This window comes from Olsenella uli, assembly GCF_901212675.1.
In the GTDB taxonomy this organism is placed as follows: Bacteria; Actinomycetota; Coriobacteriia; order Coriobacteriales; family Atopobiaceae; genus Parolsenella; species Parolsenella uli_B.
Window position 1 is genome coordinate 1 of sequence record NZ_CAAKOQ010000021.1, and the last position, 24,070, is coordinate 24,070.

A 24,070-nucleotide genomic window follows, 5' to 3' on the forward strand; every position below is an offset into this window, starting at 1 on the left:
GGGCGTCCTGCGGCCGCGAGCCCAAGGGGGTGCGGGCGTCTCGGGCGTGCCGGCCGGCGCGGTCGTCTCGCACGTCGCGGCCACCTCGGTCGCCTCGTGCGTCGCCAGAGCCCCAGGCATCGCGAGCATCCCTGGCGTGCCGGCTACCGCGTGCGTCTCGTCCGTCTCGGACAAGGCGTGCGCCCTGGTCCTCTCGGGCTGGGCGGGCACCATGGTCGCGTCGGCCATCGCCGAGGCCGCGCCCTTGGCGCTCGTCGGCCATATACCTGCCGCCTGCGCCCCGCGCGCGCCCCGAGCCCGCAAGGGGTACCGACGACACGCGCCGGTAGGTGCCTTCCGTCTCGTCTCGCCTGGGGTATCTATCGCGCCGCTCGTCCATGGGGTTCCTGCTTCTTGCGGGGTCCTGCGCCTGTCTTCGGCGGGTCGGCCGTCCTAGTTCTTCAGCGAGTTGAGCGGCGCCGGGAAGCGGCCGCCGCGGTGCGCCAGCACATGCCCTGCATGCGGGTTCACGCGCATGATGGGCGCGCGGCCAAAGAGGCCGCCAAACTCCACGGACTCGCCCTCGCCCTTTCCGATGGCCGGGATGAGGCGCACGGCCGTGGTCTTGTTGTTGATGACGCCGATGGCCATCTCATCGGCGATGATGCCGGCGATGGCCTCCACCGGCGTGTCGCCCGGCACCGCGATCATGTCGAGGCCCACCGAGCACACGCAGGTCATGGCCTCGAGCTTCTCGAGCGAGAGTGCACCGGCCTCGGCCGCCTCGATCATGCCGGCGTCCTCCGACACGGGGATGAAGGCGCCCGACAGGCCGCCCACGCTGGAGCTTGCCATGACGCCGCCCTTCTTGACCGCGTCGTTGAGCATGGCCAGGGCGCATGTGGTGCCGGGGCCGCCGCACTGGCCCACGCCCATGATCTCGAGGATGCGGGCCACCGAGTCACCCACGGCCGGGGTGGGGGCGAGCGACAGGTCCACGATGCCCTTCTCCACGCCGAGGCGACGCGCGGCCTCGCGACTCATGAGCTCGCCGGCGCGCGTGATCTTGAAGGCCGTCTGCTTGATGCGCTCGGCCACCTCCATCATGTCGGCCGTCTCGGGAAGCTCGGCCAGGGCCGCGGCCATGACGCCGGGGCCCGAGACGCCCACGTTGATGACGGCGTCCGCCTCGCCCGTGCCGTGGACGGCGCCAGCCATGAATGGCGAGTCCTCCACCATGTTGGAGAAGACCACGAACTTGGAGGCACCGACGGACTCGCGGTCGGCCGTGAGGCGGGCGCAGTCGAGGATGGTCTGGGCCACCATGAGCACGGCGTCCATGTTGATGCCGGCGCGCAGGCTTGCCACGTTCACGCTCGAGCAGACGCGGTCGGTCTCGGCGAGGGCCTGGGGGATGCAGGAGATGAGGCGGCGGTCGGCGTCGCCGATGCCCTTGTGCACGAGCGCGGAGTAGCCGCCGATGTAGTCGACGCCCAGGGTCTTGGCCGCGCGGTCGAGCGCGTGGGCCAGCGGGGTGAGGTCGGCGTCGGGGCAGGCCGCGGCGATCTGGGCCACGGGCGTCACCGAGACGCGCTTGTTGACGATGGGGATGCCGTACTCGCGCTCGAGGCTCTCGGCCACGGGCACGAGGTGCTCGGCCGTCTTGGTGACGTGGTCGTAGACCTTCTCGCACATGCGGTCGAGGCTCTCGTCGGCGCAGCCCATGAGCGAGATGCCCATCGTGACCGTGCGGATGTCCAGGTGCTGCTCGGTGACCATGTTGAGGGTCTCGGCGACCTCTTCTGCGGTGATTGCCACGGTTGTCCCTTCGACGCGCGACGCACCCACCGACCGGGGCCCCGCGACCGACCTGCTCGAACGATTTCCTTTCATTATGCACTCTACGGGCGGGCTATGGTTTGCGTCGCTTTTCGGTGGCCGGGGACGGGGCGGCGGTGTCGTGGCAAGGCGACAGCCGCCCCGGGCAGATGCCGTCTCGTTGGGTGTTTGCCGCCTCGGCCCCCCTGCCTCGGTTCCTGCCGCCTCGGCCCCTGCGCCTTGGCCCCCGCTGCCTCGGTTCCTGCCGCCTCGGTTCCTGTCGCTTCGGCCCCAGTCGCCTCCGGGACCGAGCATGTTGCCCGTCAGTACAACCCCCGACCAACTCAGACGAAATCGCGGCCCTTTTCATCCGACTTGGTCGGGGATTGGCGGAGAAGCATCCGAGTTGGTCGGGAAGTGGTGGGGGTGTCTGGCTCAGCTGGGAGCTGGTGAACGCGGATGACGACTGTCCTCGGGGTTGCCATCTCGAGCGCCCCTCAGCAGGTGCCGCTTCATTCGTGCTTTCCACAGCCACCACGCTTTGACGTGTTTGTGGGCAGCAAATGCGCCATAACGTGGTGGCTGTTCAGTCAGCGCCAACATCCCGCACGTATCGGCGCATTTGCGGCGAGCAAACACGTGAATCCGTGTGGGCTGTGAATTCCGGGCCTGTTGAGCTCCCCCAGCCGAAGTCGTGGCAGATGACAGTTGCTCCGGGCAACCGTTGTCCCCGTCATGCGGAACCCGCCGTAAGACGCGCGGAGCCGCTCGCTTCGCAACGGTTTTGCATGGCGCGGGGCGGCATCCGCCCGTGTCGGGCGTCGTCCCTTGCAAAACTATCGAGTTTGCTGCAGTCGAATCGGGGTTCACCGAGTAGCCAGCCTTCTGGGCGTCACAAAACCGCAGGTAGAAGATGTGCGCCTTCGCCGGCTACTTTCGAGTTCTCCCATGAACTGCAGCAAACTCGATAGTTTTGCAATCGAGGCGCGCCTGCGCCGGCGCTGGGGGCGTGTCTGGCCCGGAACGCGAGTCCCTAGTCCGGCTCGGGACCCCCCGACCCGGTGCTCGGGCCCCTGGTCTGGCGCACGCGGCACAAGGTGCGCGAGAGCCGTCAGCCAGGCTAGACGACCCTAGTCAAGCACGGGCTGCACGGCCATGCCCACGAGGCCGGGGCCGGTGTGGACGACGAGGTCGGGGGAGATGCCGCTTTTGATGACGTCGGCCACGTTGGGGATCGTGGCGCGCATTTTGGCCGCGATCTCGTCGAGCCGATCCTCGGCCTTGGTGCAGCACACGGCGCAGATGACCTTCTTGTACTTCTTGGCCTGCTCCTGGACGAACGCCAGCTCGGCGGCGAGCGCCTTCTCCCAGCCGCGGCACTTCTTGACCGTGGCGTACTTGCCCTCGGCGTCGCAGTAGAAGACGGGCTTCAGGTTGAGCACGCTGCCGAGGCGGTACGTTGCCTCGTTGATGCGGCCGCCGTGGCGCAGGTAGTAGAGGTCCTTCACCGTGAAGTAGACGCGCGTGTCGGCCGAGAGCAGCGTGAGCTTGCCCTTGAGCTGGTCGAACGGCACGCCCCCCTCGACCATGCGCGCCGCGGCCATGACCACGAGGCCCGCTGCCACGCCGATGCTCTTGGTGTCGACGACCTCGACGGGAAAGTCCTCCATCTGACCCGCGACCAGCTCGACCGTGGCGTTGGTGGCCGACAGGCCCGACGAGATGGTCACGAACACGGCCTTCTCGTAGCCGTCGGCGTGCGCCTTGTCGAGCGCGACCTTGATGTCGTTGGGGCTGGGCAGGCTCGTTGTGGGGATCTCGGTGGCAAAGCGGTCAATGACTTCGTCCGTCGTGATGTCGACCTCCGAGCGGAAGGCGCCGTCGGAGTAGTTGACCATGAGCGGGACCTGGCGGATGTCGTGCGCGGCGACAAAGTCCGCGGGCACGTTGGTGCCGGTGTCGGTCAGGATGGCGATGCGTTGGTCGTTCATGGGACCCCCTTGGAGCGGCTCGTTCGAGGAGAAGTATACCTAGTTTTAAAAACCAGATACGCGCATTCTGATAATCTGTAAACTTGACAGAGCGGGTGGGTTGATGCCGAGGCGGGGCGATGGATGCACTCGTCTCGCGAGGCGGACGCCGGGCGAGGCGCGCCTGCCGGTGGGGCGCGGACGCCGGATGAGACACGACGGGGGTGACGACATGGGCGAGAAGGGTCAGCGTGACGGTGGGTCTCGGCCGCTCGAGGCCGTGTCGGCCGAGCTCAGGGCCCGCATGGCGTCGCTTCACATCATGCGCATCGCCGAGATGCCGCGCATCGAGCTCTACCTCGACCAGGTCCTCTCTATCGTGGGCGACGAGCTCTCGTTCATGGCCCTGCCCGGCGAGGACCTGCTCACGGGCTCGATGGTCAACAACTACGTCAAGCAGCACCTCGTTCCCGCCCCCGAGCGCCGCCGCTACACCCGCCGCCACGTGGCCACGCTCATATATGTGTGCGCGTTCAAGCGCGTGTTCTCGATCTCCGAGGTCAAGAGCCTGTACGACGCCTGCGTGTCGCGCGGGGTGGACGTGGCCGGTACCTATGACGAGCTCGCGAGGGTGCTCGAGCGCACGGTCGCTGGGCGCTTCTCGGGCGACGGGAGCCTTGTGCGACCGATGCCGCTGGTGAGCCTGCTCGACGCCTCCGGCGCAGAGGTGGCGCCCGACCTCGCCGAGCTCATGAGCGCCGGCGTGGAGGCCGTGGCCGACAAGGTCTTCGTGGAGCAGACCCTGGCGTTGGGGTAAGAGATGCGCCTGCGGTTGGGCCGGGGGGGGGGTGCCTGCGGCGTCGAGCCTGCTCATGGCTCTCGACTTCCGGGGCTGTCTTCGAGAGGACCTGTCTCCGTCCCGGCTCAAGGGGCGTTCCGGGGGTTCACGCGAGCTGGCCCAAAAGACGTTTCTGAAAAAAGGTATCGCCCCAAGCCAGCGCAGAAGACGTTTCTGAAAAAGGTCTCGCCCCAAGCCGGCGCAGAAGACGTTTCTGAAAAAGGAATTGGTCTAAAAACCAATTTCAGAAACGCCTTCTGCGGGCGGAAGGCAGCGCGGCAGCATCTCGGGGCGGCAAACGCCTTCTGCGGGCGGAGGAGGGCGCGGTGGCAAACGCCTTCTGAAGGCGGAGGGTGGCGCGGGCGTCTCGAGACGGCAAATGCCTTCTGTATGCGGAAGGTGGCGGGGCGGTGTCTCGGGGCGGCGGCTGCCTCATCTCCGCTCGCGGCTGGCTGCGGGGTGTGCCTGCGTCGCCTTCCCTCGGGGCCTGATTCTGGCGCGCCCAGTCCGCCTGCATGTGCCTGCGCCGTCCTTCCTCGGGGCCAGATACTGGCGCGCCCAGTCCGCCTGCCTTGGTAAGGTATGGGCAAAGAAAGCGCGTCAGGCGCGGGAACGTCGGGAGAACGCGAGCGAGGAGCGCAGATGACGAAGTACGACTTCACCTCCATCATGGAGCGCCACGGCAAGGATGCCCTGGCCATCGACGGCGTTGGCCACATGCCCGGGGCGCCCACCGCGCCGCGCGCGGGCTTCGACCAGATTCCCATGTGGGTGGCGGACATGAACTTCCCCACCTGCCCCACCATCGTGGAGGCCATGGCCGCGCGCCTTGAGCACCCGGCCTTTGGCTACTTCGAACCCACGGACGCCTACTTCTCCTCGATCATCGACTGGCAGCGCACGCGAAACGGCGTCACGGGTCTCGAGCCGGCGCACATCGGCTACGAGAACGGCGTGCTGGGAGGCGTCGTCTCGGCGCTTGAGGCCATGGCTGCCCCGGGCGACGCGGTCCTCGTCCACAGCCCCACCTACATCGGCTTCACCAAGGCGCTCGAGCGCAACGGCTACCGCATCGTCCTGAGCCCGCTCGTGTCCGACGAGGCCGGCGTCTGGCGCATGGACTACGAGGACATGGAGCGCAAGATCGAGCAGAACCACATCCACGCTGCGGTCTTCTGCTCGCCGCACAATCCGGCCGGCCGCGTGTGGGAGCGCGCCGAGCTCGAGCGGGCCATGGCGCTCTTCGCGGCCCACGACGTCTACGTGGTCTCCGACGAGATTTGGAGCGATATCATCCTGCCCGGCCACACCCACATCCCCACCCAGAGCGTGAGCGCCGACGCCCGCGCGCGCACGGTGGCCCTCTACGCGCCATCCAAGACGTTTAACCTGGCGGGCCTCGTGGGCAGCTACCACGTGATATATGACGGCTGGCTGCGCGACCGCGCGACGGCCATCGAGGAAAAGACCAGCTACAACCACATGAACGTGCTCTCCATGCACGCGCTCGTGGGCGCCTACGGTCCCGAGGGCCACGAGTGGGTGGACGAGCTCTGCCACGTGCTGGGCGAGAACGCCCGCTATGCCTGCGACTACATCGGCGAGCACTTCGAGGGGCTCGACGTGCGCCGGCCCCAGGGCACCTACATGCTGTTCGTCGACTGCTCGCGCTGGTGCGAGGCGCACGGGACGGCGCTTGACGAGGTGCTGAGGCGCGCGTGGGACGTGGGCGTCGACTTCCAGGACGGCCGCCCCTTCCACGGCCCCTGCCACGTGCGCGTCAACCTGGCGCTGCCCAAGTCCCGCGTGGAGGAGGCCTTCGACCGACTCAGCCGCTACGTGTTCAACGCGTAGGCCGGCACGGTGCTTGGAGCGCGCGGGTGCCACATAAGGCTTGGTCGAGTGCCTGCGGAAAACTCTCCCTCCGCCCTATGTGGCATCCTCGCTGACGCGGCCGTGCGTTCATGGGCCGCGCCTGCCTTCTTGGGCCAAGCTGTGCCTGGCGCCGGCCCTTCTCGCCCGCGAGGGCTACAATCTTCGTGTTCGAGGGCGGGCTTTGGGGCCGCCCCAGTTCTTAAGGAGTATTCATGAGCAAGGTCTACGTCTTTGGCCACAAGAATCCCGACAACGACGCCATTATGTCGGCCGTTGTCCTCACGCAGCTGCTGAACCAGGTCAAGTTCGACGGCAACGAGTACGTCACCCGTCGCCTGGGCCCGCTGCCCGCCGAGAGCGCCAAGCTCCTCGCCGAGACCGGCACGCCCGAGCCCGAGCTGCTCGAGAAGATCGAGCCGGCCGCCGAGGGCGCCGAGCAGCAGAAGGTCGTGCTCTGCGACCACAACGAGAGCGGTCAGACCGTTGACGGCATCCACAACGCCCAGGTCATCGGCGTGGTCGACCACCACCGCATCGGCGACTTCGAGACGGCTGCCCCGCTCTGCTACATCTGCCTGCCCTGGGGCTCCAGCTGCACCATCGTGCGCCGCCTGTTCGACCTGCTCGGCCAGGTGCCCACCAAGGAGCAGACCAAGCTCCTGCTCAGCGCAATGATGACCGACACGCTCATGCTCAAGAGCCCCACCACCACTGACCAGGAGCGCGAGCTCGCGCCCGCGATGGGTGCCGAGCTGGGCGTCGACCCGATCAAGTTCGGCATGGACGTGTTCCTGTCCCGCCCGTCCGGCTCGTTCACCGCGCAGCAGATGGTGGGCAACGATACCAAGCAGTTCGAGGTGGGCGACAAGAAGCTGCTCATCGGCCAGTACGAGACGGTCGACAAGACCCGTGCTCTCGGCATGGTCCCCGAGCTCCGCGAGGCCATGCGCGCCTACCAGGCCGAGAAGGGTGCCGACGGCATGGTGCTCTGCGTGACCGACATCATGGAGGAGGGCTCGCAGGTCCTCTTCGAGGGCGACACCGACGTGGCCCAGAAGGGTCTCGGCATCGCCAACGAGCAGGGCGGCGTCTGGATGCCAGGCGTGCTCTCCCGCAAGAAGCAGGTGGCCGCGCCCATCCTGGCCGCCGCTGAGTAGCCGCTCCGGAGGCGGCGGTCGCGTGCCTGCCACTCCACGTGCACTTTGGTCAGTTGCCGGGTCGCCAGGGTGGCAACAACTGGTCAGTTTGCACGGTTTGTCGGGGACACTGGTCGGCTGCCACCGCACTCTGGACGGCAGTCGGCGCATGGCGAGCGACGCCCGCCCGCCATGCGCCGGTGCCCCGAAACCCTTCGAAGTCCCAGCAACATGAGCCGTCGGCGCCCCAGGTGCCGGCGGCTTGCCTGAGAGAAGTGGAGCGAGATGCCCAAGAAGGCGGTCAAGACCAGGGCTCAGTCCTCCGGAAACCCACAGCGTCCGTCACCCAAGAAGGGCGTCGCGCACCGAAAGGCCGCATCTCGCCAGAGCATCGTCCGCGAGGAGCCGGTCGCCCGGCGCATCGAGCGGAGAAACGCCATCCAGGAGGTCACCTCCAACGGAACCGTGGCCGCCGCGGCGATGGTGCTCGCGGCCATCCTTGCCGTCATCGTGGCCAACACGCCGGCCTACGAGCCCGTCCACCACTTCTTCGAGACGCGCGTGGGCCTCGTTGTGGGCGGCTGGGTTCCCACGCTCACGCTCGAGGAGTTCGTGAATGACTTCCTCATGGCCATCTTCTTCCTGCTCGTGGGCATCGAGCTCAAGTACGAGATGACCGTGGGCCAGCTGAGAAGGCCCCGCCAGGCCGCCCTGCCCATGCTGGCCGCGGTGGGCGGCGTTGCGGCTCCCTCCCTCATCTACCTGGGCATGAACCTGGCCCCCGGCGCCGCTCCGCACGGCTGGGCGGTTCCCATGGCAACCGACATCGCCTTCGCGCTGGGCATCATGTCGCTTCTGGGCAACCGCGTCTCGCCGGCCACCAAGGTGTTCTTCTCCACGCTCGCCATCGCCGACGACATCCTCGCCATCGTGGTCATCGCCGCGTTCTATGGGCAGACCCCCGACGTGCCGTGGGTCGCCGCGTCGCTTGGCTGCGTCGTGGTGCTGGCGCTTCTGCATCGGGCGCGCGTCTACACGTCGAGGCCCTACCTTGCCGTGGGCATCGTGCTGTGGGTGTGCATGTTCAACTCGGGCATCCATGCCACGCTGGCGGGCGTTATCTTGGCGCTGTTCCTGCCGGCCAGGTCCGACATCCGCCTGGGCTCGCTCCGCAGCTGGCTGGGTGAGAGGGCCCGACAGCTCGACGACACCTACGACGACGAGGCCCACGTGCTGGGCCAGCACGACTTCACCGTGGCGGCCGAGGGCGTTGAGCGCGTGATGCACCACGTGACGCCGCCTCTGCAGCGCGTGGAGAACGCCATCTCGGTGGCCGTGAACTTTGGCATCCTGCCCCTGTTTGCCTTCGTGAATGCCCAGGTCAACCTGAGTGGTGCGGACTTTGGGAGCCTCGTTGCCGACCCGGTGTTCCGGGGTGTGCTGCTCGGTGCGTTCGTGGGCAAGCCGCTGGGCATCGTGGGCGTGACGGCGTTGCTCGTGAAGGTGGGCTTTGCCAAGCTCCCGCGCGGGATGGACCGCGTGCAGATCGTGGGTGTGGGCCTGCTCGGCGGCCTTGGCTTCACGATGTCGATTCTTATCGCGGGCCTCGCGTTCAGCGACTCGGGCGAGGTTCTCGCCGCCAAATGCGCCATCCTCTCGTGCTCCGTGCTCACGGCCCTCGTAGGCAGCGCCTTCATCGTCGCCGCCACGAGTCGGCAGAAGGTGCAGAAGGCGAGGCGGTCGTCGTGAGCAGGTTCCAGACGTACATCTTTGACTTTGACGGCACCCTCGCGGACACGCTGCCCCTGTGCTTCGAATCCTTTCGAATGGCCATCTACGCCTCGTTGGGGCAGGTTATGTCTGATGACGAGATATGCGCGTACTTTGGTCCATCCGAAGAGGTGATCATCAGGGGCATCGTGTCGGACCGCAACGGCAAGGCGCCAGGTTCGGTGACGTTTCCCCAATGGGAGCTGCCCGACAAGGACCTCCTCTCCGACTATGCGATCAACTTTTTCTATTGGGCCTATGGAGAGCTGTTCGACCGCTATATCAGCGACTCGTCCTCCGTCATTGTCAAGGACGTTCTCCAGCAGCTGAGGGCTCGGGGAGGCAAGGTCGCGCTCGTTACGGGAAAGGGCCGGCGCAGCACGGCGATCACCTTGGACAGAATGGGCATCGCCGATCTCTTTGACGTTGTCGTGACCGACGATGACGTCGCCCGACCCAAGCCCAGCCCCGATGGTCTACTGCTTGTCCTGGACAGCCTGTCTGCCTCTCGGGAGGGAGCCGTGTTCGTCGGGGACATGGATGCCGACGTGGAGGCGGCGCGTCGTGCCCGGGTCACATCGGTTGGGGCGGCTTGGTACAAGCCATCCATCTCCTCCGGTCGCCCAGACCTGTGGGCCCGCGAGCTGGGGGAGCTCCTCTCGCTCTGAGTGTCGTTCTCCGCTGCTACTCCACCGTGCCGAAGCGCTGGGTCCAGCCGTGGGCGGCGAGGGCGGAGTTGAACTGGTCGGCGAGGCGCGAGCGCTCGTAGATGCCGCTCGGGAGCATGCCCACGATCTCCATGAGCTCGTCGGGCAGGTCGTAGGTCTCGGCGAGCACCTGCGCATCGAGGTTGTCCACGAGCTTGGCGCTGGCGAACAGCGAGTCGACGAAGCGCTGCAGCTCGCCGAACTCGTCGGAGTTGGGTATGTAGGGCGGCTTTTCCATGCACCCCATACTACCAGCCCTGTCACATTTTCTTCCGGATGATTTGTCACATTGCGGGCCGGGGGCTGGCGTCAGCTCCCGGCCTGTGGCGGTCCGTTGGGCATACCAATATGTTGGCGCAGTCTGGGCTCGTGCGGTCCCTCTCGGAAACGATGCCGTTTTTTTGTCCGGTAGTGCGTCTATACTAAATCAAACAAGCTGGGGTCTCCGGCATGCCAATTCTGAGGAGGTTGCCATGTTGTCCGTCGACATCGCGAACAAGTTCATTTCGGATTTCGGGGACAAGGCCGTTCTGAGCAACCTGTCCCTCAACAAGCTCGTCTACTTTGCCCAGGTCGAGTCCCTTCGCTCCCTGGGCAGGCCCCTCTTTGAGGACAAGATCGAAGCCTGGGAATACGGTCCGGTCGAGCCTTCGATCTACCATGCCTTCAAGCGCTACGGAAGCGGGAGGGTTACCAAGTCATCAGGCCCGGTGCCGGGCGACGAGGATGTCGACATGGTGGTCAGCAGGACATTTGGCAAGTACGGCCGTATGACCGCCTTCGACCTTGTCGCGCTCTCCCACGGTGATGGAGGTGCATGGAAGGCGACCTACGTCCCTGGGCGGGACGCGGAGATTACGCCGGAAGCCATCCTGTCCTCCTCGGACGGACGTGTCACCCCAGAGTTCTCGGGCACTCTAGCCTCCGGGATGCAGGAGGTCGACCGGAGGATCCCCAACACGTTCCGGCTCCTCAGGAACGCCTAGCCCATGGTCTCCGCAGGATGCACTCCCCCTCTCTCGATCGAGGACGAGATGACTGCCGAGGCCATGGCGCAGACGGTCATCGACGCTCGGGCCCAGGAGATGGCGACGACCGGTGGCTTCGGTCTCGAGCGGGATGCCGACAGGGATGGCGTGGCGCGCATAGTCGCGACCACCTTCTGCGGGTATTTTGGGATGGAGGTGTCCGACAGGTTCGAGGACCTCTTCGAGCAGTGTGCCTACCTGGCTGAGCACATCGCGAGGGACCACGTCTTTCTGGACGGGAACAAGCGAACCGCCGTGAGGATGTCGCTTTCCATCCTTGCAATGAGGGGAATTGTCCTCGATGTGGACGATTCCCCCGACCCGTCGGGAAACGAGGTCTACCAATGGGTGCAGGCTCTCGTCGAGAGGAAGATCGACTCGAGCGACCTCGCCTTCCTGTTCCGCTGGAAGGCGGTTGGCAAGGGATGATCTAAGGCCCCTTCCCGTCTTGGCGGAGAGAGGCCCCATGTCACATTTTCTTCCGGATGATTTGTCACATTGCGGGCCGAGGGCTGGCGTCAGCTCCCGGCCTGTGGCGGTTCGCTGGGCATACCACGTTGGACATACCAATATGTAGACGCTGCCTGGCGGAGGTGAAGCCTGGCGGAGGCGCTGTCTGGCGGAGGCGCTGCCTGTCGGGGGCACTGCCTGACGAGGCTGCTGCTCGACGGGGGCGCCGCTCGACACGGACGCCGTCCGGCCTTTATCCGAAGGCGAGTCCTGGCCCAATATCCCTGCCGCGTTACCCGAGCATGTGGGCGCCCTCGGCCCTCCCTCGGAAACGGTTTCGATTTATTGTCCGGCAGTGCGACTATACTCACGTAAAGCTTGAGCGTGGGCCGCTCAAACAGGTTGAGCGAAGGCCACCCAACAGGAGGAGGAGCCATGTCCAGCGTCTACGAGAGCATGACCACTGAGCAGCTCGACGACGAGATTGCCCAGCTTGAGGGCGAGGTCGAGAAGCTCAGGGCACGCAGGCTCAAGCTCGACATGACCCGCGGCAAGCCAAGCCCGGAGCAGGTTGACCTCTCCCGCCCCATGCTTGACGTGCTCAACTCCACCTCCGAGCTCATCGACGATGGTGTCGACGCGGGCAACTACGGTTGCCCCGACGGCGTGCCCTCCGCCCGCCGCCTCATGGCAGACGTGCTGGGCGTGAGCCCCGAGAGCGTCATCCTCGGCGGCTCCTCGAGTCTCAACATCATGAACGACGTGGTGGTGCACGGCTGGATCCACGGCGTGCAGGGCTATGAGCCCCAGGCCCTCCAGGCGCAGCGCACGCCGCTCAAGTTCCTGTGCCCCAGCCCCGGCTACGACCGCCACTTTGCCGTGAGCGCCTCGGTGGGCTTCGAGAACGTGCCCGTGCGCATGACGGCTGACGGCCCCGACATGGATGAGGTCGAGCGCCTCGTCGAGGGCGACCCCACGGTCAAGGGAATCTGGTGCGTGCCCAAGTACTCCAACCCCACGGGCGTCACGTACACCGACGAGGTGGTCCGCCGCCTCGCCGCGCTCAAGCCGGCCGCACCCGACTTCCGCATCTTTTGGGACAACGCCTACATCGCGCACGACCTCACCGACGAGCCCGACCAGCTGCTCGAGGTCTTCGGCGCCATCGCCGAGGCCGGCAACGACGACCTCGTCTACGAGTTCGCCTCCACGAGCAAGGTGACCTTCCCGGGCAGCGGCATCGCTTGCGTCGCGGCCAGCCCGGCAGACCTCGCCGACCTGCGTGCCGGCTTTGGCATCGAGCGCGTCTGCTCCGACAAGCTCTCGCAGCTCACGCACGCCCGCTGGCTGCACGACGCCGCCGGCGTGCGTGCCCACATGGCCGACCAGGCGCGCATCCTGCGCCCGCGCTTCGAGCTCGTCGAGTCCAAGCTCACCGAGGGCCTGGCCGACCTGGGCTGCGCCACGTGGAGCCACCCGCGCGGCGGCTACTTCGTCTCGTTCGACGGCCCCAAGGGCTCGGCCAAGGCCATCGTCGCCCTCGCGGCCGAGCTGGGCGTCAAGATGACGGACGCCGGTGCCACGTGGCCCGGTGGCAACGACCCGGACGACACCAACATCCGCATCGCGCCCTCGTACCCGTCGCTCGAGGACCTCGGCGGCGCGCTTGACGTGTTCTGCGCCTGTGTGCGGCTCGTGTCGGCTCGCCTTGCCAGAAAGGCGCGTTAGACGGCCCCGGCGGGACGTGAGGTATCATGTGCGGACATGTGCGTGACCTCCCCGCGCGTCGCTGTCGCTTGGCGGCGCGCGGGGAGAGCATCTCTCGCACGGACTGACTGACGAGCGGGCCCGAGACGGGCAGAGGGGGTTTGGGACCAGATGGCAGCAAGGCCAAGCAAGCGGGCTGACGAGGACAGGGCGCGAGAGGACGCCGTGCCGGAGCACACAGTCACGCCGACCAAGCGCCGTCCCATCGTGCTGATTGCCGTCATCGTGTGCTCGGTCATCATGGTGGGCTCGATCCTTCTGCCCTCGCTCTCGGCCATCGTCTCGGGCGCCAGGCGCTCGATCTCCGCCAGCACGGCCGCCGCTTCCACCGAGGCCGCGACGACCACCTCCTACAGGGACAAGCTCGACGGCTACTACCAGCCCAAGGCGTCCCAGCTCGAGGATAGGCTCAGTAAGGACTCCTCGGACACGGCGGCGCTCATCAACCTGGCCAACACCTACTACACCTGGGGCGCCACGGCCGTCTCCCGCGCCTCGTCCGACGACGACCGGGCCCACGCCAAGGACCTCCTCGCCAAGGCCATGGGCTACTACGACAGGTACCTCGCCACCGACGACGCGGCGGCTGCGCACGCGAGCCGCGCCATGTGCCAGTACTACCTGGGCGACGTCGACAGCGCCAAGTCCGCGCTCGAGGAGCTCGCGGGCCGCGTGTCCTCCTACGCGCCGGCGTGGGGCGACCTCGGCACCATCTACGAGGCCGCGGGCGACACGCAGTCGGCAACGAACGCCTATAACAAGGCGCTCGAGGTCGACCCGAGCGACACCTACGGCGTCAAGCGCACAGCGACGTCCAAGCTCTCCTCGCTGACCAGTGCATCCACTTCCGCCGCCACGACCACGACGGACGAGGCCTCGACCGACACCGCCGCCACGACCACCAACGAATAGCTCCCATCCCCTAAGGAGGATGTCATGGACCTGTCAATATCCACCACTGACGCCGACGGCACGAGGCTCGTGTCCGTCGTGGGCGAGGTCGACGTCTCCAACGCCGGCGAGCTGCGCTCTGCCGTCGATGCCGCGCTGTCCGAGCACCCTGGTCGCGTGGAGGTAGACCTCTCGCAGGTTGCCTACATCGATTCGACGGGCATCGGCGTGCTGGTGGGGGCGTCCCACCACGCCGACGAGGCCGGCTGCGACTTCGAGGTGACCCATCCCCAGCCCAACGTGCGCCGAGTTCTGGGGCTTCTGGGCGTGGAGAAGGAGCTCAACGTAGAGGGCTAGGCTGTAGGACGCGGGCTTGCCCGCGGTGGCCTGTGGCAGTTCGCGAAGCGAGAGCCATGAGCCTGCGAGAACGCCAGGGCCGCAAGGAGGCTTACGTGTTTGGCATCGGAGATACAGAGTTCTTCCTCATCGTCTTGTTCGCATTCCTCATGTTTGGGCCGGACAAGCTGCCGGGTATGGGCCGCACCATCGGCCGCGCCCTCAGGCAGTTCCGCACGGCCCAGGAGGGCATGAGCAAGGTGGTCCAGTCCGAGATCATCGACCCCATCCAGAACGTCGCGGACACGCCAAAGGGCAAGGCCGCCGCTCGCTCCCAGGCCGAGGACGAGGACCTCACGGAGGAGGAGGTGGCAGCGGCCAAGCCGCAGGAGACCTTCGCCGAGCGTCGCGCCCGCCTCGCCAAGGAGCGCGCCGCCAAGGAGCAGAAGAAGGCCGCCGCCGGCACCGAGGCCGAGAAAGACGCCGACGAGAAGGATGCCGAAGCGGGGGAGGGCACGTCCGAGGAGAACAAGGCTGCCAATCAGACGCCTGCCGCCGGGCCCGAGCAGCCTGAGAAGGATCCTACGTCCGTCGCGGCCCTCTACGGGCTCGATGACGATGAGGATGACGAGGACGAGGCGGCCGACGCCGCCGGCGCGGACGCCGACGCCGCCGACTTCGACTCGGACGCTGATGTTGATACCGACTCCGATTCGGACTCCGATGCCGACGCCGACACTGACGCCGAAGCAGACACCGACGCCGATGCCCCTGCCAAGAGCGACGAGGAGGATGCCTAATGCCCGTCGGACCCGCGCGCATGCCGCTGCTCGACCACCTGAGCGAGCTGCGGCGTCGCCTCACCATCATCGTCGTGAGCATCGTCGTGACGTCGGTCGTCATCTACGCGGCCTCGCCCATGCTCATCCAGATCCTTATCGACCCCATCCGCGAGTTCCTGCCCAAGGACCCGGCCACGGGCGAGGCCACGCTCTACGTCACCACGGCGCTCGGCGGCTTCACGCTGCGCTTTGCCGTGTCGGTGTTCTTTGCCGTGATCGTGTGCAGCCCCATCATCATCTTCGAGGTCCTCGGCTTCTTCCTGCCGGCCCTCACGCCCAAGGAGCAGCACTGGGTTGTGCCCACGGTGGGCGCGCTCGTGTTCCTCTTCGCCTTCGGCATGGTGTTCTGCTACCTGTTCATCCTCAACGCCACCTTTGGCTGGATGCTCGCGCAGATCAGCGACTTTGCCACAATCTTTTCCGAGGCACAGGACTACATCAACCTCATCATCCTGCTTGAGCTGGGCTTTGGCGGCGCGTTCGAGCTGCCGCTGTTCGTGTTCTACCTCTCGATCCTGCATGTGGTGCCCTACAAGACCTTTCGCGAGAACTGGCGCTGCGTCTACGTGGGCCTGCTCATCGCAAGCGCCATGGTCACGCCCGACGCCAGCCCGGTGACGATGTTCCTCATGTTCGCCGCCGTGATCGTGCTCTACGAGATCTCCTTGGCCCTGGCGCGTCGCGTGCTCATCGCGAGGGACGGCAAGGCCTCGCTCAAGTGGACGCGCGAGCAGTACCAGGAACACAAGCTCGAGCAGGACGACGACTAACGGATTCGTGGGGCCCCGGGCGCGCGTGCCTGGGGCCTGCTTGTAGGTAGGCTCCCGTTATGGCCTGCCGCGGAGGGCTGTCCCCCGTGCGGCACACCGGGCGGTGCCCCACCAAGCGCGCGCACCTCGCACACGCACGTTCGAAGGGAACGCAAGCCAGTGAAGCTTGTCATCACAGAGAAGAACGACGCCGCCGAGAAGATCGCGGCGCTCCTGTCCGAGGCGGGCAAGCCCAAGAAGGACAAGGTCTACGACACACCGGTCTACCGCTTCACGCGCGACGGCGAGGAGTGGGTCACCATCGGCCTGCGCGGGCACATCCTCGCGCCGGACTTTCCCTCCGAGCTCAAGTTCACCAACAAGCAGGGGTGGTTCGCCGTCTCAGAGGAGGGCGAGGTCCTGCCGGCCGACGTGCCGGACGGCCTGCCGCGTCCCCCGTTCAAGAAGAAGAAGCCGTTTCTGGAGGACGGCGTGGACATCAAGGGCTGGAAGGTTCCCAGCCTGCCCTACCTGGTCTGGGCGCCCATCGAGAAGCTCCCGGCCGAGAAGGGCATCATCCGATCGCTCAAGAACCTCGCCAAGAAGGCCGACTCGGTGGTCATCGGCACGGACTTCGACCGCGAGGGCGAGCTCATCGGCTCTGACGCCCTCTCGCAGGTGCTCGAGGTCAACCCCGGCGTCTCGGTGACGCGCGCCCGCTACTCGGCCTACACCAAGGGCGAGATCGACCACGCCTTCGCCAACCTCGTGAGCCTCGACCAGGACCTGGCCGACGCGGGCGAGAGCCGCCAGTACATCGACCTCATCTGGGGCGCTGCCCTCACGCGCTACCTCACGATGGCGCGCTTCGGCGGGTTTGGCAACGTTCGCAGCGCCGGCCGCGTGCAGACGCCCACGCTGGCCCTCGTGGTGGAGCGCGAGCGCGAGCGCCTCGTCTTCAAGCCGGAGGACTACTGGGTCATCGGCGGTCAGGCCAGCGCCAAGGGCTCCGACCAGTTCAAGATCGCCCACGCCCAGGGCCGCTTCCTCGACAAGAAGGCTGCCGAGACGGCCTTCTCGCACGTCGAGGGCGCAACCGGCGGTACGGTGACGTCGGTCACCAAGAAGCAGCGCACCCAGCGCCCGCCCGCGCCGTTCAACACCACGAGCCTGCAGGCCGCTGCGGCCGCCGAGGGCCTCTCGCCCGCGCGCACCATGCGTCTGGCCGAGAGCCTCTACATGGACGGCCTCATCTCGTACCCGCGCGTGGACAACACCGTCTACCCGCCCTCGCTCGACCTTCGCGCCACGGCCAAGATGCTCGCCGGCGTGCCGCAGTATGCTCCTTACGTGGGCCAGCTGCTCAAGGCGTCCGAGATCCACGCCACGCGCGGCAAGCAGTTCGACACCGACCACCCGCCCATCTACCCCACCGGCGTGGGCGACCCGTCCAAGCTCGAGCCTGCCGAGTGGAAGCTCTACAACCTCGTGGCCCGGCGCTTTCTCGCCACGCTCTCGGACCCGGCCGTCATCGAGGGCACGAAGCTGCAGATAGACGTGGCCGGCGAGCCCTTCAGCGCCTCGGGCGACGTGCTCAAGGTGGCGGGCTTCCGCGGCATTTACCCCTATGGCCTCAAGAAGGACGAGCAGCTGCCGCCCCTCGCCGAGGGCGACGCGGTCGACGTCAGCGACCTCGTGCTCACGGCCAAGCAAACCGAGCCGCCCGCGCGCTACTCCCAGGGCAAGCTCATCCAGGAGATGGAGAAGCGCGGCCTGGGCACCAAGTCCACGCGCGCGAGCATCATCGAGCGCCTTTACACGGTGAAGTACCTCAAGAACGACCCGGTGGAGCCCAGCCAGCTGGGCATGGCCATCATCGACGCCCTCCACGAGTTCGCCCCGCGCATCACCACGCCCGACATGACGAGCGAGCTCGAGCGGGACATGACCAAGGTGGCCCAGGGCACCGACACCCAGGGCCAGGTGGTCTACCACTCACGCGCCCTGCTCGCGGGCATGCTCGACGCCCTCATCGAGCACAAGGACGACCTGGGCGAGGCCATCGCCGACGCCGTGACGGCCGACGCGCGCGTGGGGAAGTGTCCCAAGTGCGGCAAGGACCTTGTGATCAAGAGCTCTGCCAAGACGCGCGGCAGCTTCGTGGGCTGCATGGGCTGGCCCGACTGTGACGTCACCTACCCGCTTCCCAGCGGCGTGCGCTACGAGGCGCTCGAGGGCGACGCAGCCGTCTGCCCGGAGTGCGGCGCCCCGCGCATCAAGTGTAAGCCGTTCCGCGCCAAGGCCTACGAGATCTGCGTCAACCCCAAGTGCCCCACCAACTACGAGCCCGACCTCAAGGTGGGGGAGTGCAAGGTGTGCGCCGCGGCCGGCCGACACGGCGACCTCATCGCGCACAAGAGCGAGCGCAGCGGCAAGCGCTTCATCCGCTGCACCAACTACGACGAGTGCGGCGTGAGCTACCCCCTACCCGCTCGCGGCAAGCTCACGGCCACGAACGAGACGTGCCCCGAGTGCGGCGCGCCGATGATCATCGTGGAGACGGCGCGCGGCCCGTGGAAGAAGTGCGTCAACATGGACTGCCCCACCAACGAGCGCAAGACGCCGGCTCGCGGCAGGGGCCGGGGCGGTGTGACGGCAAAGGCGGCCAAGAAGTCGGCGGGTGCCACGGCTGGTGCGAAGAAGTCCGCGACCAAGAAGTCCGCCTCGGCGTCTGCCTCCAAGAAGGCTGTCTCGACGTCCGCCGCGAAGAAGACTGCTGCCAAGAAGCCCGCCGCGAAGCGAGGCACCACGAAGAAGGCCGCGCCGGCCGAGTAGACAGCTAAGGAGCCCTGCATGTTCGAGGTAACGCCCGAGCCCCACGACCTCGCCCGCGTCCGCTTCATCGCGTCTGACATGGACAACACGCTGCTCGACGGCGAGGGCCAACTGCCCGACGGTGTCTTCGAGCGCGTGGTCGCCCTCTCCGAGCTGGGCGTCACCTTCGCCATCGCGAGCGGCCGGCCCCTCGTGACGCTGCGGGCGCTCTTTCCGCGCCTGCGCTCGCAGATCGTGCTCATTGGCGACAACGGCGGCGTCATCTCCAACCGCGACGAGGTCATCTACCAGGCCGAGCTTCCGGTGGCCGACTACCAGCGCATGGTGCGCTTCGCGAACGGGTTTGGTGACATCCCCACGATCGTCTCGCCGGATACGGCCTACCTCGCCGAGCGCGACCGCAGCAACGACGAGGTCTTCGCCACCTTCTACTACGACCGCACCTACGTGGAGGACCTCGCGATCGTCTCGGCCGTGGCCGACAAGTTCACGATCTACCTGCCGGGCGAGGACTCCATCCCGCGCGCCGAGGCCGACTACGAGCCGGCGTTTGGCAAGGACTTCTCGGTGGTCACGAGCGGCTCGGTGTGGATTGACATCACGCCCAAGGGCATGGACAAGGGCGGCGCCATGCGCCACGTGAGCGAGCTGCTCGGCATCGACACCGCCGACATGATGGCCTTCGGCGACACCTTCAATGATGCCGCCATGCTCGAGACCGTGGGCTTCGGCTACATCGTGGCCAACGCCACACCCGGCATGGAGCGCTACGCGCGCCTCGTGGCCCCCAGCAACGTCGACCACGGCGTCCTCACCGTCATGGACCAGGTCATTGCCGCCAAGCGGGCAGCCCTGGGCGTTTCCGAATCCTAGGGTCCTGACGCGTCCGGTCGCATCCGGACGCTGGGGTGGGTGGGGATTGGGATCGGTTCCGGTTACGCTGCTGCTCGGGCGTGCCGCCGCGCGGCGCGGGCATGACTGGTCCTGCTCGGCCATCGTTGTACAGGTAGTGTCGGCGTCCTTTGCCGGGTCGTCGTTTGTCCGCGGTCACGTGTACCATAGGGGCTCGGTAACGTCTGATATGGAGCACAGCGCATGGCAAACGGCAGCAAGGACACGCGTCGCGGCATCTTCGTCACCCTCGAGGGCGTCGACGGGGCGGGCAAGTCCACCCAAGCGGCGCGGCTCGTGGGGCGCCTCCGCGAGCGCGGGCTTGAGGTCGTGACCCTGCGCGAGCCGGGCGGCACGGCCCTCTCCGAGAAGATCCGGGCAATCCTCCTGGACCCCGTCAATACCGAGATGGCGGACGAGTGTGAGCTGCTGCTCTACGAGGCCAGCCGCGCCCAGCTCGTGCGCCAGGTAATCGAGCCGGCGCTCGGGCGCGGTGCCGTCGTCGTGTGCGACCGCTACTTCGACTCCACGTACGCCTACCAGGCAGGCGCCCGCGGCCTCGACGACGACCTCGTGCGCCGCGCCAACAGGCTGGGGGGCTGCGGCCTTCGTCCCGACCTCACGCTCGTGCTCGACATGGATCCCGCCCGCGCCTTCTCGCGCGCGGCGGCCGACGGCGAGGACCGCCTCGAGGCGGAAGGTCTTGCGTTCCAGCGGCGCGTGCGGGCTGCCTACCTGCGCCTTTCTACCGAGGAGCCCGAGCGCGTGCACGTGGTGGACGCGGCGGGCTCGTTTGACGAGGTGGCCGCCCGCATCGATGCCGAGCTTGCTGGCGTGCTTCCCGCGACCGGCGAGGCTGCGGGCCGTGCCACTCTCGACAACGGGGCAGCCGGCTGCGCCTCTCCCGAGGGCGGCTGCGTCTCTCCCGAGGGCGAGGCCGCGCGATGAGCGACCTTTCGTCCCCCTCCAGCAACGTAGCGTGCAAAAAGGGCAGTTGCTCGCCTGCCGAAGGGTCAACAACTGCCATTTCTGCACGCTCTATGGATCGCGAGTCCGAATCTGTCGCGGATTGCGCACAAAGCGACGGCCCCGCCCCCGAGCCGCCGGCGCTCGCGCGCATCGTGGGCCAGCCGCGCGTGCGCGCCTTCCTCTCCGCGGCCGTGCGCGAGGGGCGCCTCAGCCACGCCTACCTCTTCCTGGGTGCCCCCGGCTCCGGCCAGGCGGAGGCGGCGCTCGCCCTCGCCGAGTGCGTCGTGTGCCCCACTCACGGCTGCGACAACTGCGACGAGTGCATCCGCGTGGCGCACCGCACCCACCCAGACGTCCGCTGGATCGCCCCCGAAGGTGCCTCGGGCTACGTGATCGACCAGGTGCGCGACCTCATCGCCGACGCCCAGCTTGCCCCGGTGCGCGCCCAGGCCAAGGTCTACGTGCTCGAACGCGTCGAGGCCCTGCGCGACGCCTCGGCAAACGCACTGCTCAAGACTATTGAGGAGCCGCCTGAGGGCGTGGTGTTCATCCTTATGGCCCGCACGGCCGACGCGGTGCTGCCCACCATCGTGTCGCGCTGCCAGTGCGTGCCCTTCCGCGTCTCCAACCCGGCCGATGCCGCCCGCCGCATCGCGCTTACCTGCGGCATCTCGCCCGACGACCCCGCTGCCCGCATCGCCCTGGCCGTGGCCGGCAGCCCCGAGCGTGCCTGCGACTACCTGAGGAGCCCGGGCCGCCGCGAGGCCAGGCGCCTCATGGTCCGCTCGCTCGACGGCCTCGCCCGAGACGACGACTGGGACGTTCTCTGTGCCGCGCGCGACCTCGTGGCGGCGGCCAAGGTGCCGCTCGACGACGTGCGCGCAAGCCAGGAGGAGGCTGCCGAGCAGAGCGCCGACTACCTCTCCTCCAAGGCCCAGAAGCTCATGGAGCAGCGCAACAAACGCGAGCTAACGGCCCGCGAGCGTTCGGGTATGATAGAGCTTCTAGCGGCGGCCCACTCGCTCTTGCGCGACGTCCTCATGCGTCTTGAGGGCGTGGATGCGCCCATCGTCAACGCAGACGCCGCAGACGTCGTCGACCGTCTCGCCCGGGCAACGGACGCCACGGGCGCGCTTGCGGCCCTCGCCGCGGTCTCGCGCGCGTCCGACGACATCGCCCACAACGTATCCCCCCAGCTGGCCCTCGAGGTCATGCTGTGCTCTTGCAAGGAGGCACTATGCCCGCCATCATCTCGGTGAAGTTCTCGTATGCAACCCGAGACCTGTGGTTCGACCCCGCCGACACCGGCGCGGTCGAGGGCGACCACGTCATCTGTGCCACCGAGCGCGGCACCGAGATCGGTCTGGCCACGTCCGACCCCCGCGAGGTCGAGAAGTCCGAGGTGAGCCGCCGTACCGATGGCGCCGCGCTCAAGCAGGTCCTGCGCGTCGCCACCGACGCCGACCTCGACCGCGCCTCCAAGCTCGCCGAGCGCGGCGAGGCGGCGCTGCCCACCTTCCGCTCGCTCGTCTCCAAGGACGGTCTCGACATGAAGCCGGTGGGTGTGGAGTACCTCTTTGGCGGCGAGAAGGTCGTGTGCTACTTCGCGGCCGAGGAGCGCGTCGACTTCCGTCAGCTCGTGCGTGACCTCTCGCGGGTGCTGCACGAGCGTGTCGACATGCGCCAGATCGGCGTGCGCGAGGAGGCCGCGCTCATGGGCGGCTACGCTCACTGCGGCCAGGAGCTGTGCTGCGCGCGCTTTGGCAGCGGGTTCGAGCCCGTCTCCATCCGCATGGCCAAGGAGCAGGACCTGCCGCTCAACTCCAACAAAATCAGCGGCGCGTGCGGCCGCCTCATGTGCTGCCTGCGCTACGAGTTCGAGGCGTACCGCGACTTCAAGCAGCGCGCGCCCAAGAAGAACGCCGTCATCCAGACGCCGCTCGGCACGGCCAAGATCGTCGAGTACGACACGCCTAAGGAGCAGCTGGCGCTTCGCCTGGAGAACGGCAAGCAGATTCGCGTGCCGCTCGCCGAGATGCAGGCGAGCCCGGCCGCGTGCAAGAAGAGCGAGGACCTGGGCTGCCCGTGCCGACCCGACACGGTGATGCGCGCCACGCTCGACAAGCTCCAGAGCCCCGAGATTCGCACGGCGCTCGAGGAGATCGATCGCAAGAACGGCCTCATCCCGCAGGAGTCCTTCGAGTCCGAGGACCTCTTCGTGGAGGAGCGCGGCAGCGGCAGGCGCCGTCGCAACAAGGGCGGCAACAGGGGCCAGGCCGGTGCGGGCGCGGGCGCCTCCGAGCAGCGCGGCCAGGGCCAGGGCGAGGTCCCGTCGTCTGGCGAGGGCGAGCAGGGTGGCTCCAAGCGCCGTCGCCATCGCAAGACGGTCGAGATCTCCGGCGAGGCGGCCGAGGGGCTGCCGGGTCAGGGTAGCATGGCCGAGGCCAAGCAGAGCTCACCGGGCGAGGGCAGGCGGTCGCGCCGTCGTCGCCACCACGGGGAGGGCGAGGCCGAGGAGCAACAGGGCCACGAGCAGGGCGGCCGCGAGGCGCAGGGTGGCCTGCGCGGCGGGCGCCTGGGTGGCCAGCGCGAGGGGGATGGCCGTCGCCGCGGTGGCGAGGCCGGCGCCCAGCGGGAGGAGGCTCCCAGGCGCCGTCGCCGCCGTCCGGGTGACAAGGGCGGCATCATCGCCGAGCAGCAGCGCGAAGGGCGCGATGGCCGCGAGGGTCGCGATGGCGAGCGCGAGGGCCGGGAGCCGCGTCACCGCCGCGAGGGTGGCGAGGGCTCGCGAGCCCCGCGGCACCTGCGCCAGGACGGCACGGGTCGCGAGGGCGCCCGCGACGAGGCCCGCGGCGCCGCGGAGGGCGAGGGTGCCCCCAAGCGCCGTCGCCGCAGGCATCGCCGCAGCGGCGAGGGCGGCAGCGGTGGCGGCGATGGAGCCGCCGGCAGCGCCCCGTCAGGCGAGTAGGAACGACTTCAACGAGGGACCGACAGCCATCCGGCTGTCGGTCCCTTTCCTGTGCCGTTGTGACGCGGGCATCATCGCCCACGCGACCCTTTCCTGCCCGCCTGCAGGCACCATCCGCTGTCGGAAGCCCCACAAAAGACGTTTCTGAAAAAGGAATCCTGTATCCTCCTGACAAAGGGCGTTTCTGAAAAAGAAATCTCGACAGATACCATTTTCAGAAACGCCCTCTGCCGGCGTTCCGCCCTCTGCCG

20 protein-coding genes are annotated in these 24,070 nt (G+C 67.6%); 17 read left to right on the forward strand and 3 right to left on the reverse strand.

Annotated elements, in window-relative coordinates; translation table 11 throughout:
• Positions 1-432: 432 nt before the first annotated feature.
• Together EFAMC1_RS02265 and EFAMC1_RS02270 are read right to left on the reverse strand one after the other, a co-directional pair.
• A complete protein-coding gene (locus EFAMC1_RS02265) occupies positions 433-1,797 on the reverse strand; it encodes a PFL family protein (RefSeq protein WP_154052719.1) in 1,365 nt (454 codons plus the stop codon).
• A 1,130-nt stretch (positions 1,798-2,927) separates the two neighbouring features.
• Complete coding sequence (locus EFAMC1_RS02270) at positions 2,928-3,788, reverse strand: DegV family protein (RefSeq protein ID WP_154052720.1); 861 nt, start codon at positions 3,786-3,788, stop codon at positions 2,928-2,930.
• Between the two features lie 211 nt (positions 3,789-3,999).
• On the opposite strand from EFAMC1_RS02270, the gene EFAMC1_RS02275 reads away from it, so the two are divergent.
• The 5 genes from EFAMC1_RS02275 (at position 4,000) to EFAMC1_RS02295 (ending at position 10,054) form a co-directional block, all read left to right on the forward strand.
• A complete protein-coding gene (locus tag EFAMC1_RS02275; RefSeq protein ID WP_187324510.1) occupies positions 4,000-4,584 on the forward strand; it encodes a DUF1836 domain-containing protein in 585 nt (194 codons plus the stop codon).
• Between the two features lie 663 nt (positions 4,585-5,247).
• A complete protein-coding gene (locus tag EFAMC1_RS02280; RefSeq protein ID WP_154052722.1) occupies positions 5,248-6,459 on the forward strand; it encodes a MalY/PatB family protein in 1,212 nt (403 codons plus the stop codon).
• Between the two features lie 233 nt (positions 6,460-6,692).
• On the forward strand, positions 6,693-7,637 hold the full coding sequence (locus tag EFAMC1_RS02285; RefSeq protein ID WP_154052723.1) for a DHH family phosphoesterase: 945 nt from the start codon (positions 6,693-6,695) through the stop codon (positions 7,635-7,637).
• Between the two features lie 264 nt (positions 7,638-7,901).
• Positions 7,902-9,365 carry a Na+/H+ antiporter NhaA gene (gene nhaA / locus EFAMC1_RS02290; protein WP_154052724.1) on the forward strand — a complete coding sequence of 488 codons (1,464 nt, stop codon included), beginning with the start codon at positions 7,902-7,904 and terminating at the stop codon, positions 9,363-9,365.
• Positions 9,362-10,054: an HAD family hydrolase gene (locus EFAMC1_RS02295; protein ID WP_187324511.1), complete on the forward strand. Its 693-nt coding sequence runs from the start codon at positions 9,362-9,364 to the stop codon at positions 10,052-10,054. The genes nhaA and EFAMC1_RS02295 overlap by 4 nt, the downstream gene beginning before the upstream one ends.
• 16 nt (positions 10,055-10,070) lie before the next feature.
• On the opposite strand, the gene EFAMC1_RS02300 is transcribed toward EFAMC1_RS02295, so the two are convergent.
• Positions 10,071-10,331, reverse strand: a complete 261-nt coding sequence (locus EFAMC1_RS02300) for a hypothetical protein (RefSeq protein ID WP_154052726.1) — start codon at positions 10,329-10,331, stop codon at positions 10,071-10,073.
• Positions 10,332-10,566: 235 nt separating this feature from the next.
• On the opposite strand from EFAMC1_RS02300, the gene EFAMC1_RS02305 reads away from it, so the two are divergent.
• From EFAMC1_RS02305 to ricT, 12 genes are all read left to right on the forward strand, one after another.
• Entirely contained in the window at positions 10,567-11,079 is a 513-nt protein-coding gene (locus EFAMC1_RS02305) for a Panacea domain-containing protein (RefSeq protein WP_154052727.1), read from the forward strand.
• Between the two features lie 3 nt (positions 11,080-11,082).
• Complete coding sequence (locus tag EFAMC1_RS02310) at positions 11,083-11,550, forward strand: Fic family protein (protein ID WP_154052728.1); 468 nt, start codon at positions 11,083-11,085, stop codon at positions 11,548-11,550.
• Between the two features lie 456 nt (positions 11,551-12,006).
• Positions 12,007-13,299 (forward strand): aminotransferase class I/II-fold pyridoxal phosphate-dependent enzyme, encoded by a 1,293-nt coding sequence (locus EFAMC1_RS02315; RefSeq protein WP_154052729.1) that lies wholly within the window; start codon positions 12,007-12,009, stop codon positions 13,297-13,299.
• Between the two features lie 150 nt (positions 13,300-13,449).
• Positions 13,450-14,250: a tetratricopeptide repeat protein gene (locus EFAMC1_RS02320; RefSeq protein WP_154052730.1), complete on the forward strand. Its 801-nt coding sequence runs from the start codon at positions 13,450-13,452 to the stop codon at positions 14,248-14,250.
• Between the two features lie 24 nt (positions 14,251-14,274).
• A complete protein-coding gene (locus EFAMC1_RS02325; RefSeq protein ID WP_154052731.1) occupies positions 14,275-14,586 on the forward strand; it encodes an STAS domain-containing protein in 312 nt (103 codons plus the stop codon).
• A gap of 56 nt (positions 14,587-14,642) precedes the next feature.
• Positions 14,643-15,365 carry a twin-arginine translocase TatA/TatE family subunit gene (locus tag EFAMC1_RS02330; protein ID WP_222838611.1) on the forward strand — a complete coding sequence of 241 codons (723 nt, stop codon included), beginning with the start codon at positions 14,643-14,645 and terminating at the stop codon, positions 15,363-15,365.
• Positions 15,365-16,177, forward strand: coding sequence for a twin-arginine translocase subunit TatC (locus EFAMC1_RS02335; RefSeq protein WP_154052732.1), 813 nt, complete (start codon positions 15,365-15,367; stop codon positions 16,175-16,177). Before EFAMC1_RS02330 ends, EFAMC1_RS02335 begins: the two co-directional genes overlap by 1 nt.
• A gap of 159 nt (positions 16,178-16,336) precedes the next feature.
• Positions 16,337-18,991 carry a DNA topoisomerase I gene (locus EFAMC1_RS02340; protein WP_154052733.1) on the forward strand — a complete coding sequence of 885 codons (2,655 nt, stop codon included), beginning with the start codon at positions 16,337-16,339 and terminating at the stop codon, positions 18,989-18,991.
• An 18-nt stretch (positions 18,992-19,009) separates the two neighbouring features.
• On the forward strand, positions 19,010-19,864 hold the full coding sequence (locus EFAMC1_RS02345; RefSeq protein ID WP_154052734.1) for an HAD family hydrolase: 855 nt from the start codon (positions 19,010-19,012) through the stop codon (positions 19,862-19,864).
• Between the two features lie 222 nt (positions 19,865-20,086).
• Positions 20,087-20,830 (forward strand): dTMP kinase, encoded by a 744-nt coding sequence (gene tmk / locus EFAMC1_RS02350; protein WP_154052735.1) that lies wholly within the window; start codon positions 20,087-20,089, stop codon positions 20,828-20,830.
• A 92-nt stretch (positions 20,831-20,922) separates the two neighbouring features.
• Positions 20,923-22,110 carry an ATP-binding protein gene (locus EFAMC1_RS02355; protein ID WP_154052736.1) on the forward strand — a complete coding sequence of 396 codons (1,188 nt, stop codon included), beginning with the start codon at positions 20,923-20,925 and terminating at the stop codon, positions 22,108-22,110.
• Positions 22,089-23,819 (forward strand): regulatory iron-sulfur-containing complex subunit RicT, encoded by a 1,731-nt coding sequence (gene ricT / locus EFAMC1_RS02360; protein WP_154052737.1) that lies wholly within the window; start codon positions 22,089-22,091, stop codon positions 23,817-23,819. Before EFAMC1_RS02355 ends, ricT begins: the two co-directional genes overlap by 22 nt.
• Positions 23,820-24,070 lie beyond the last annotated feature (251 nt).

Bases quoted from the DNA above. Each gene is read 5' to 3' on its own strand.
- EFAMC1_RS02270 (WP_154052720.1), bottom strand. From the start codon at position 3,788: ATGAACGACCAACGCATCGCCATCCTGACCGACACCGGCACCAACGTG.
- EFAMC1_RS02275 (WP_187324510.1), top strand. From the start codon at position 4,000: ATGGGCGAGAAGGGTCAGCGTGACGGTGGGTCTCGGCCGCTCGAGGCC.
- EFAMC1_RS02280 (WP_154052722.1), top strand. From the start codon at position 5,248: ATGACGAAGTACGACTTCACCTCCATCATGGAGCGCCACGGCAAGGAT.
- EFAMC1_RS02285 (WP_154052723.1), top strand. From the start codon at position 6,693: ATGAGCAAGGTCTACGTCTTTGGCCACAAGAATCCCGACAACGACGCC.
- nhaA (WP_154052724.1), top strand. From the start codon at position 7,902: ATGCCCAAGAAGGCGGTCAAGACCAGGGCTCAGTCCTCCGGAAACCCA.
- EFAMC1_RS02300 (WP_154052726.1), bottom strand. From the start codon at position 10,331: ATGGAAAAGCCGCCCTACATACCCAACTCCGACGAGTTCGGCGAGCTG.
- EFAMC1_RS02305 (WP_154052727.1), top strand. From the start codon at position 10,567: ATGTTGTCCGTCGACATCGCGAACAAGTTCATTTCGGATTTCGGGGAC.
- EFAMC1_RS02310 (WP_154052728.1), top strand. From the start codon at position 11,083: ATGGTCTCCGCAGGATGCACTCCCCCTCTCTCGATCGAGGACGAGATG.
- EFAMC1_RS02315 (WP_154052729.1), top strand. From the start codon at position 12,007: ATGTCCAGCGTCTACGAGAGCATGACCACTGAGCAGCTCGACGACGAG.
- EFAMC1_RS02320 (WP_154052730.1), top strand. From the start codon at position 13,450: ATGGCAGCAAGGCCAAGCAAGCGGGCTGACGAGGACAGGGCGCGAGAG.
- EFAMC1_RS02325 (WP_154052731.1), top strand. From the start codon at position 14,275: ATGGACCTGTCAATATCCACCACTGACGCCGACGGCACGAGGCTCGTG.
- EFAMC1_RS02330 (WP_222838611.1), top strand. From the start codon at position 14,643: ATGAGCCTGCGAGAACGCCAGGGCCGCAAGGAGGCTTACGTGTTTGGC.
- EFAMC1_RS02335 (WP_154052732.1), top strand. From the start codon at position 15,365: ATGCCCGTCGGACCCGCGCGCATGCCGCTGCTCGACCACCTGAGCGAG.
- EFAMC1_RS02345 (WP_154052734.1), top strand. From the start codon at position 19,010: ATGTTCGAGGTAACGCCCGAGCCCCACGACCTCGCCCGCGTCCGCTTC.
- tmk (WP_154052735.1), top strand. From the start codon at position 20,087: ATGGCAAACGGCAGCAAGGACACGCGTCGCGGCATCTTCGTCACCCTC.
- EFAMC1_RS02355 (WP_154052736.1), top strand. From the start codon at position 20,923: ATGGATCGCGAGTCCGAATCTGTCGCGGATTGCGCACAAAGCGACGGC.
- ricT (WP_154052737.1), top strand. From the start codon at position 22,089: ATGCCCGCCATCATCTCGGTGAAGTTCTCGTATGCAACCCGAGACCTG.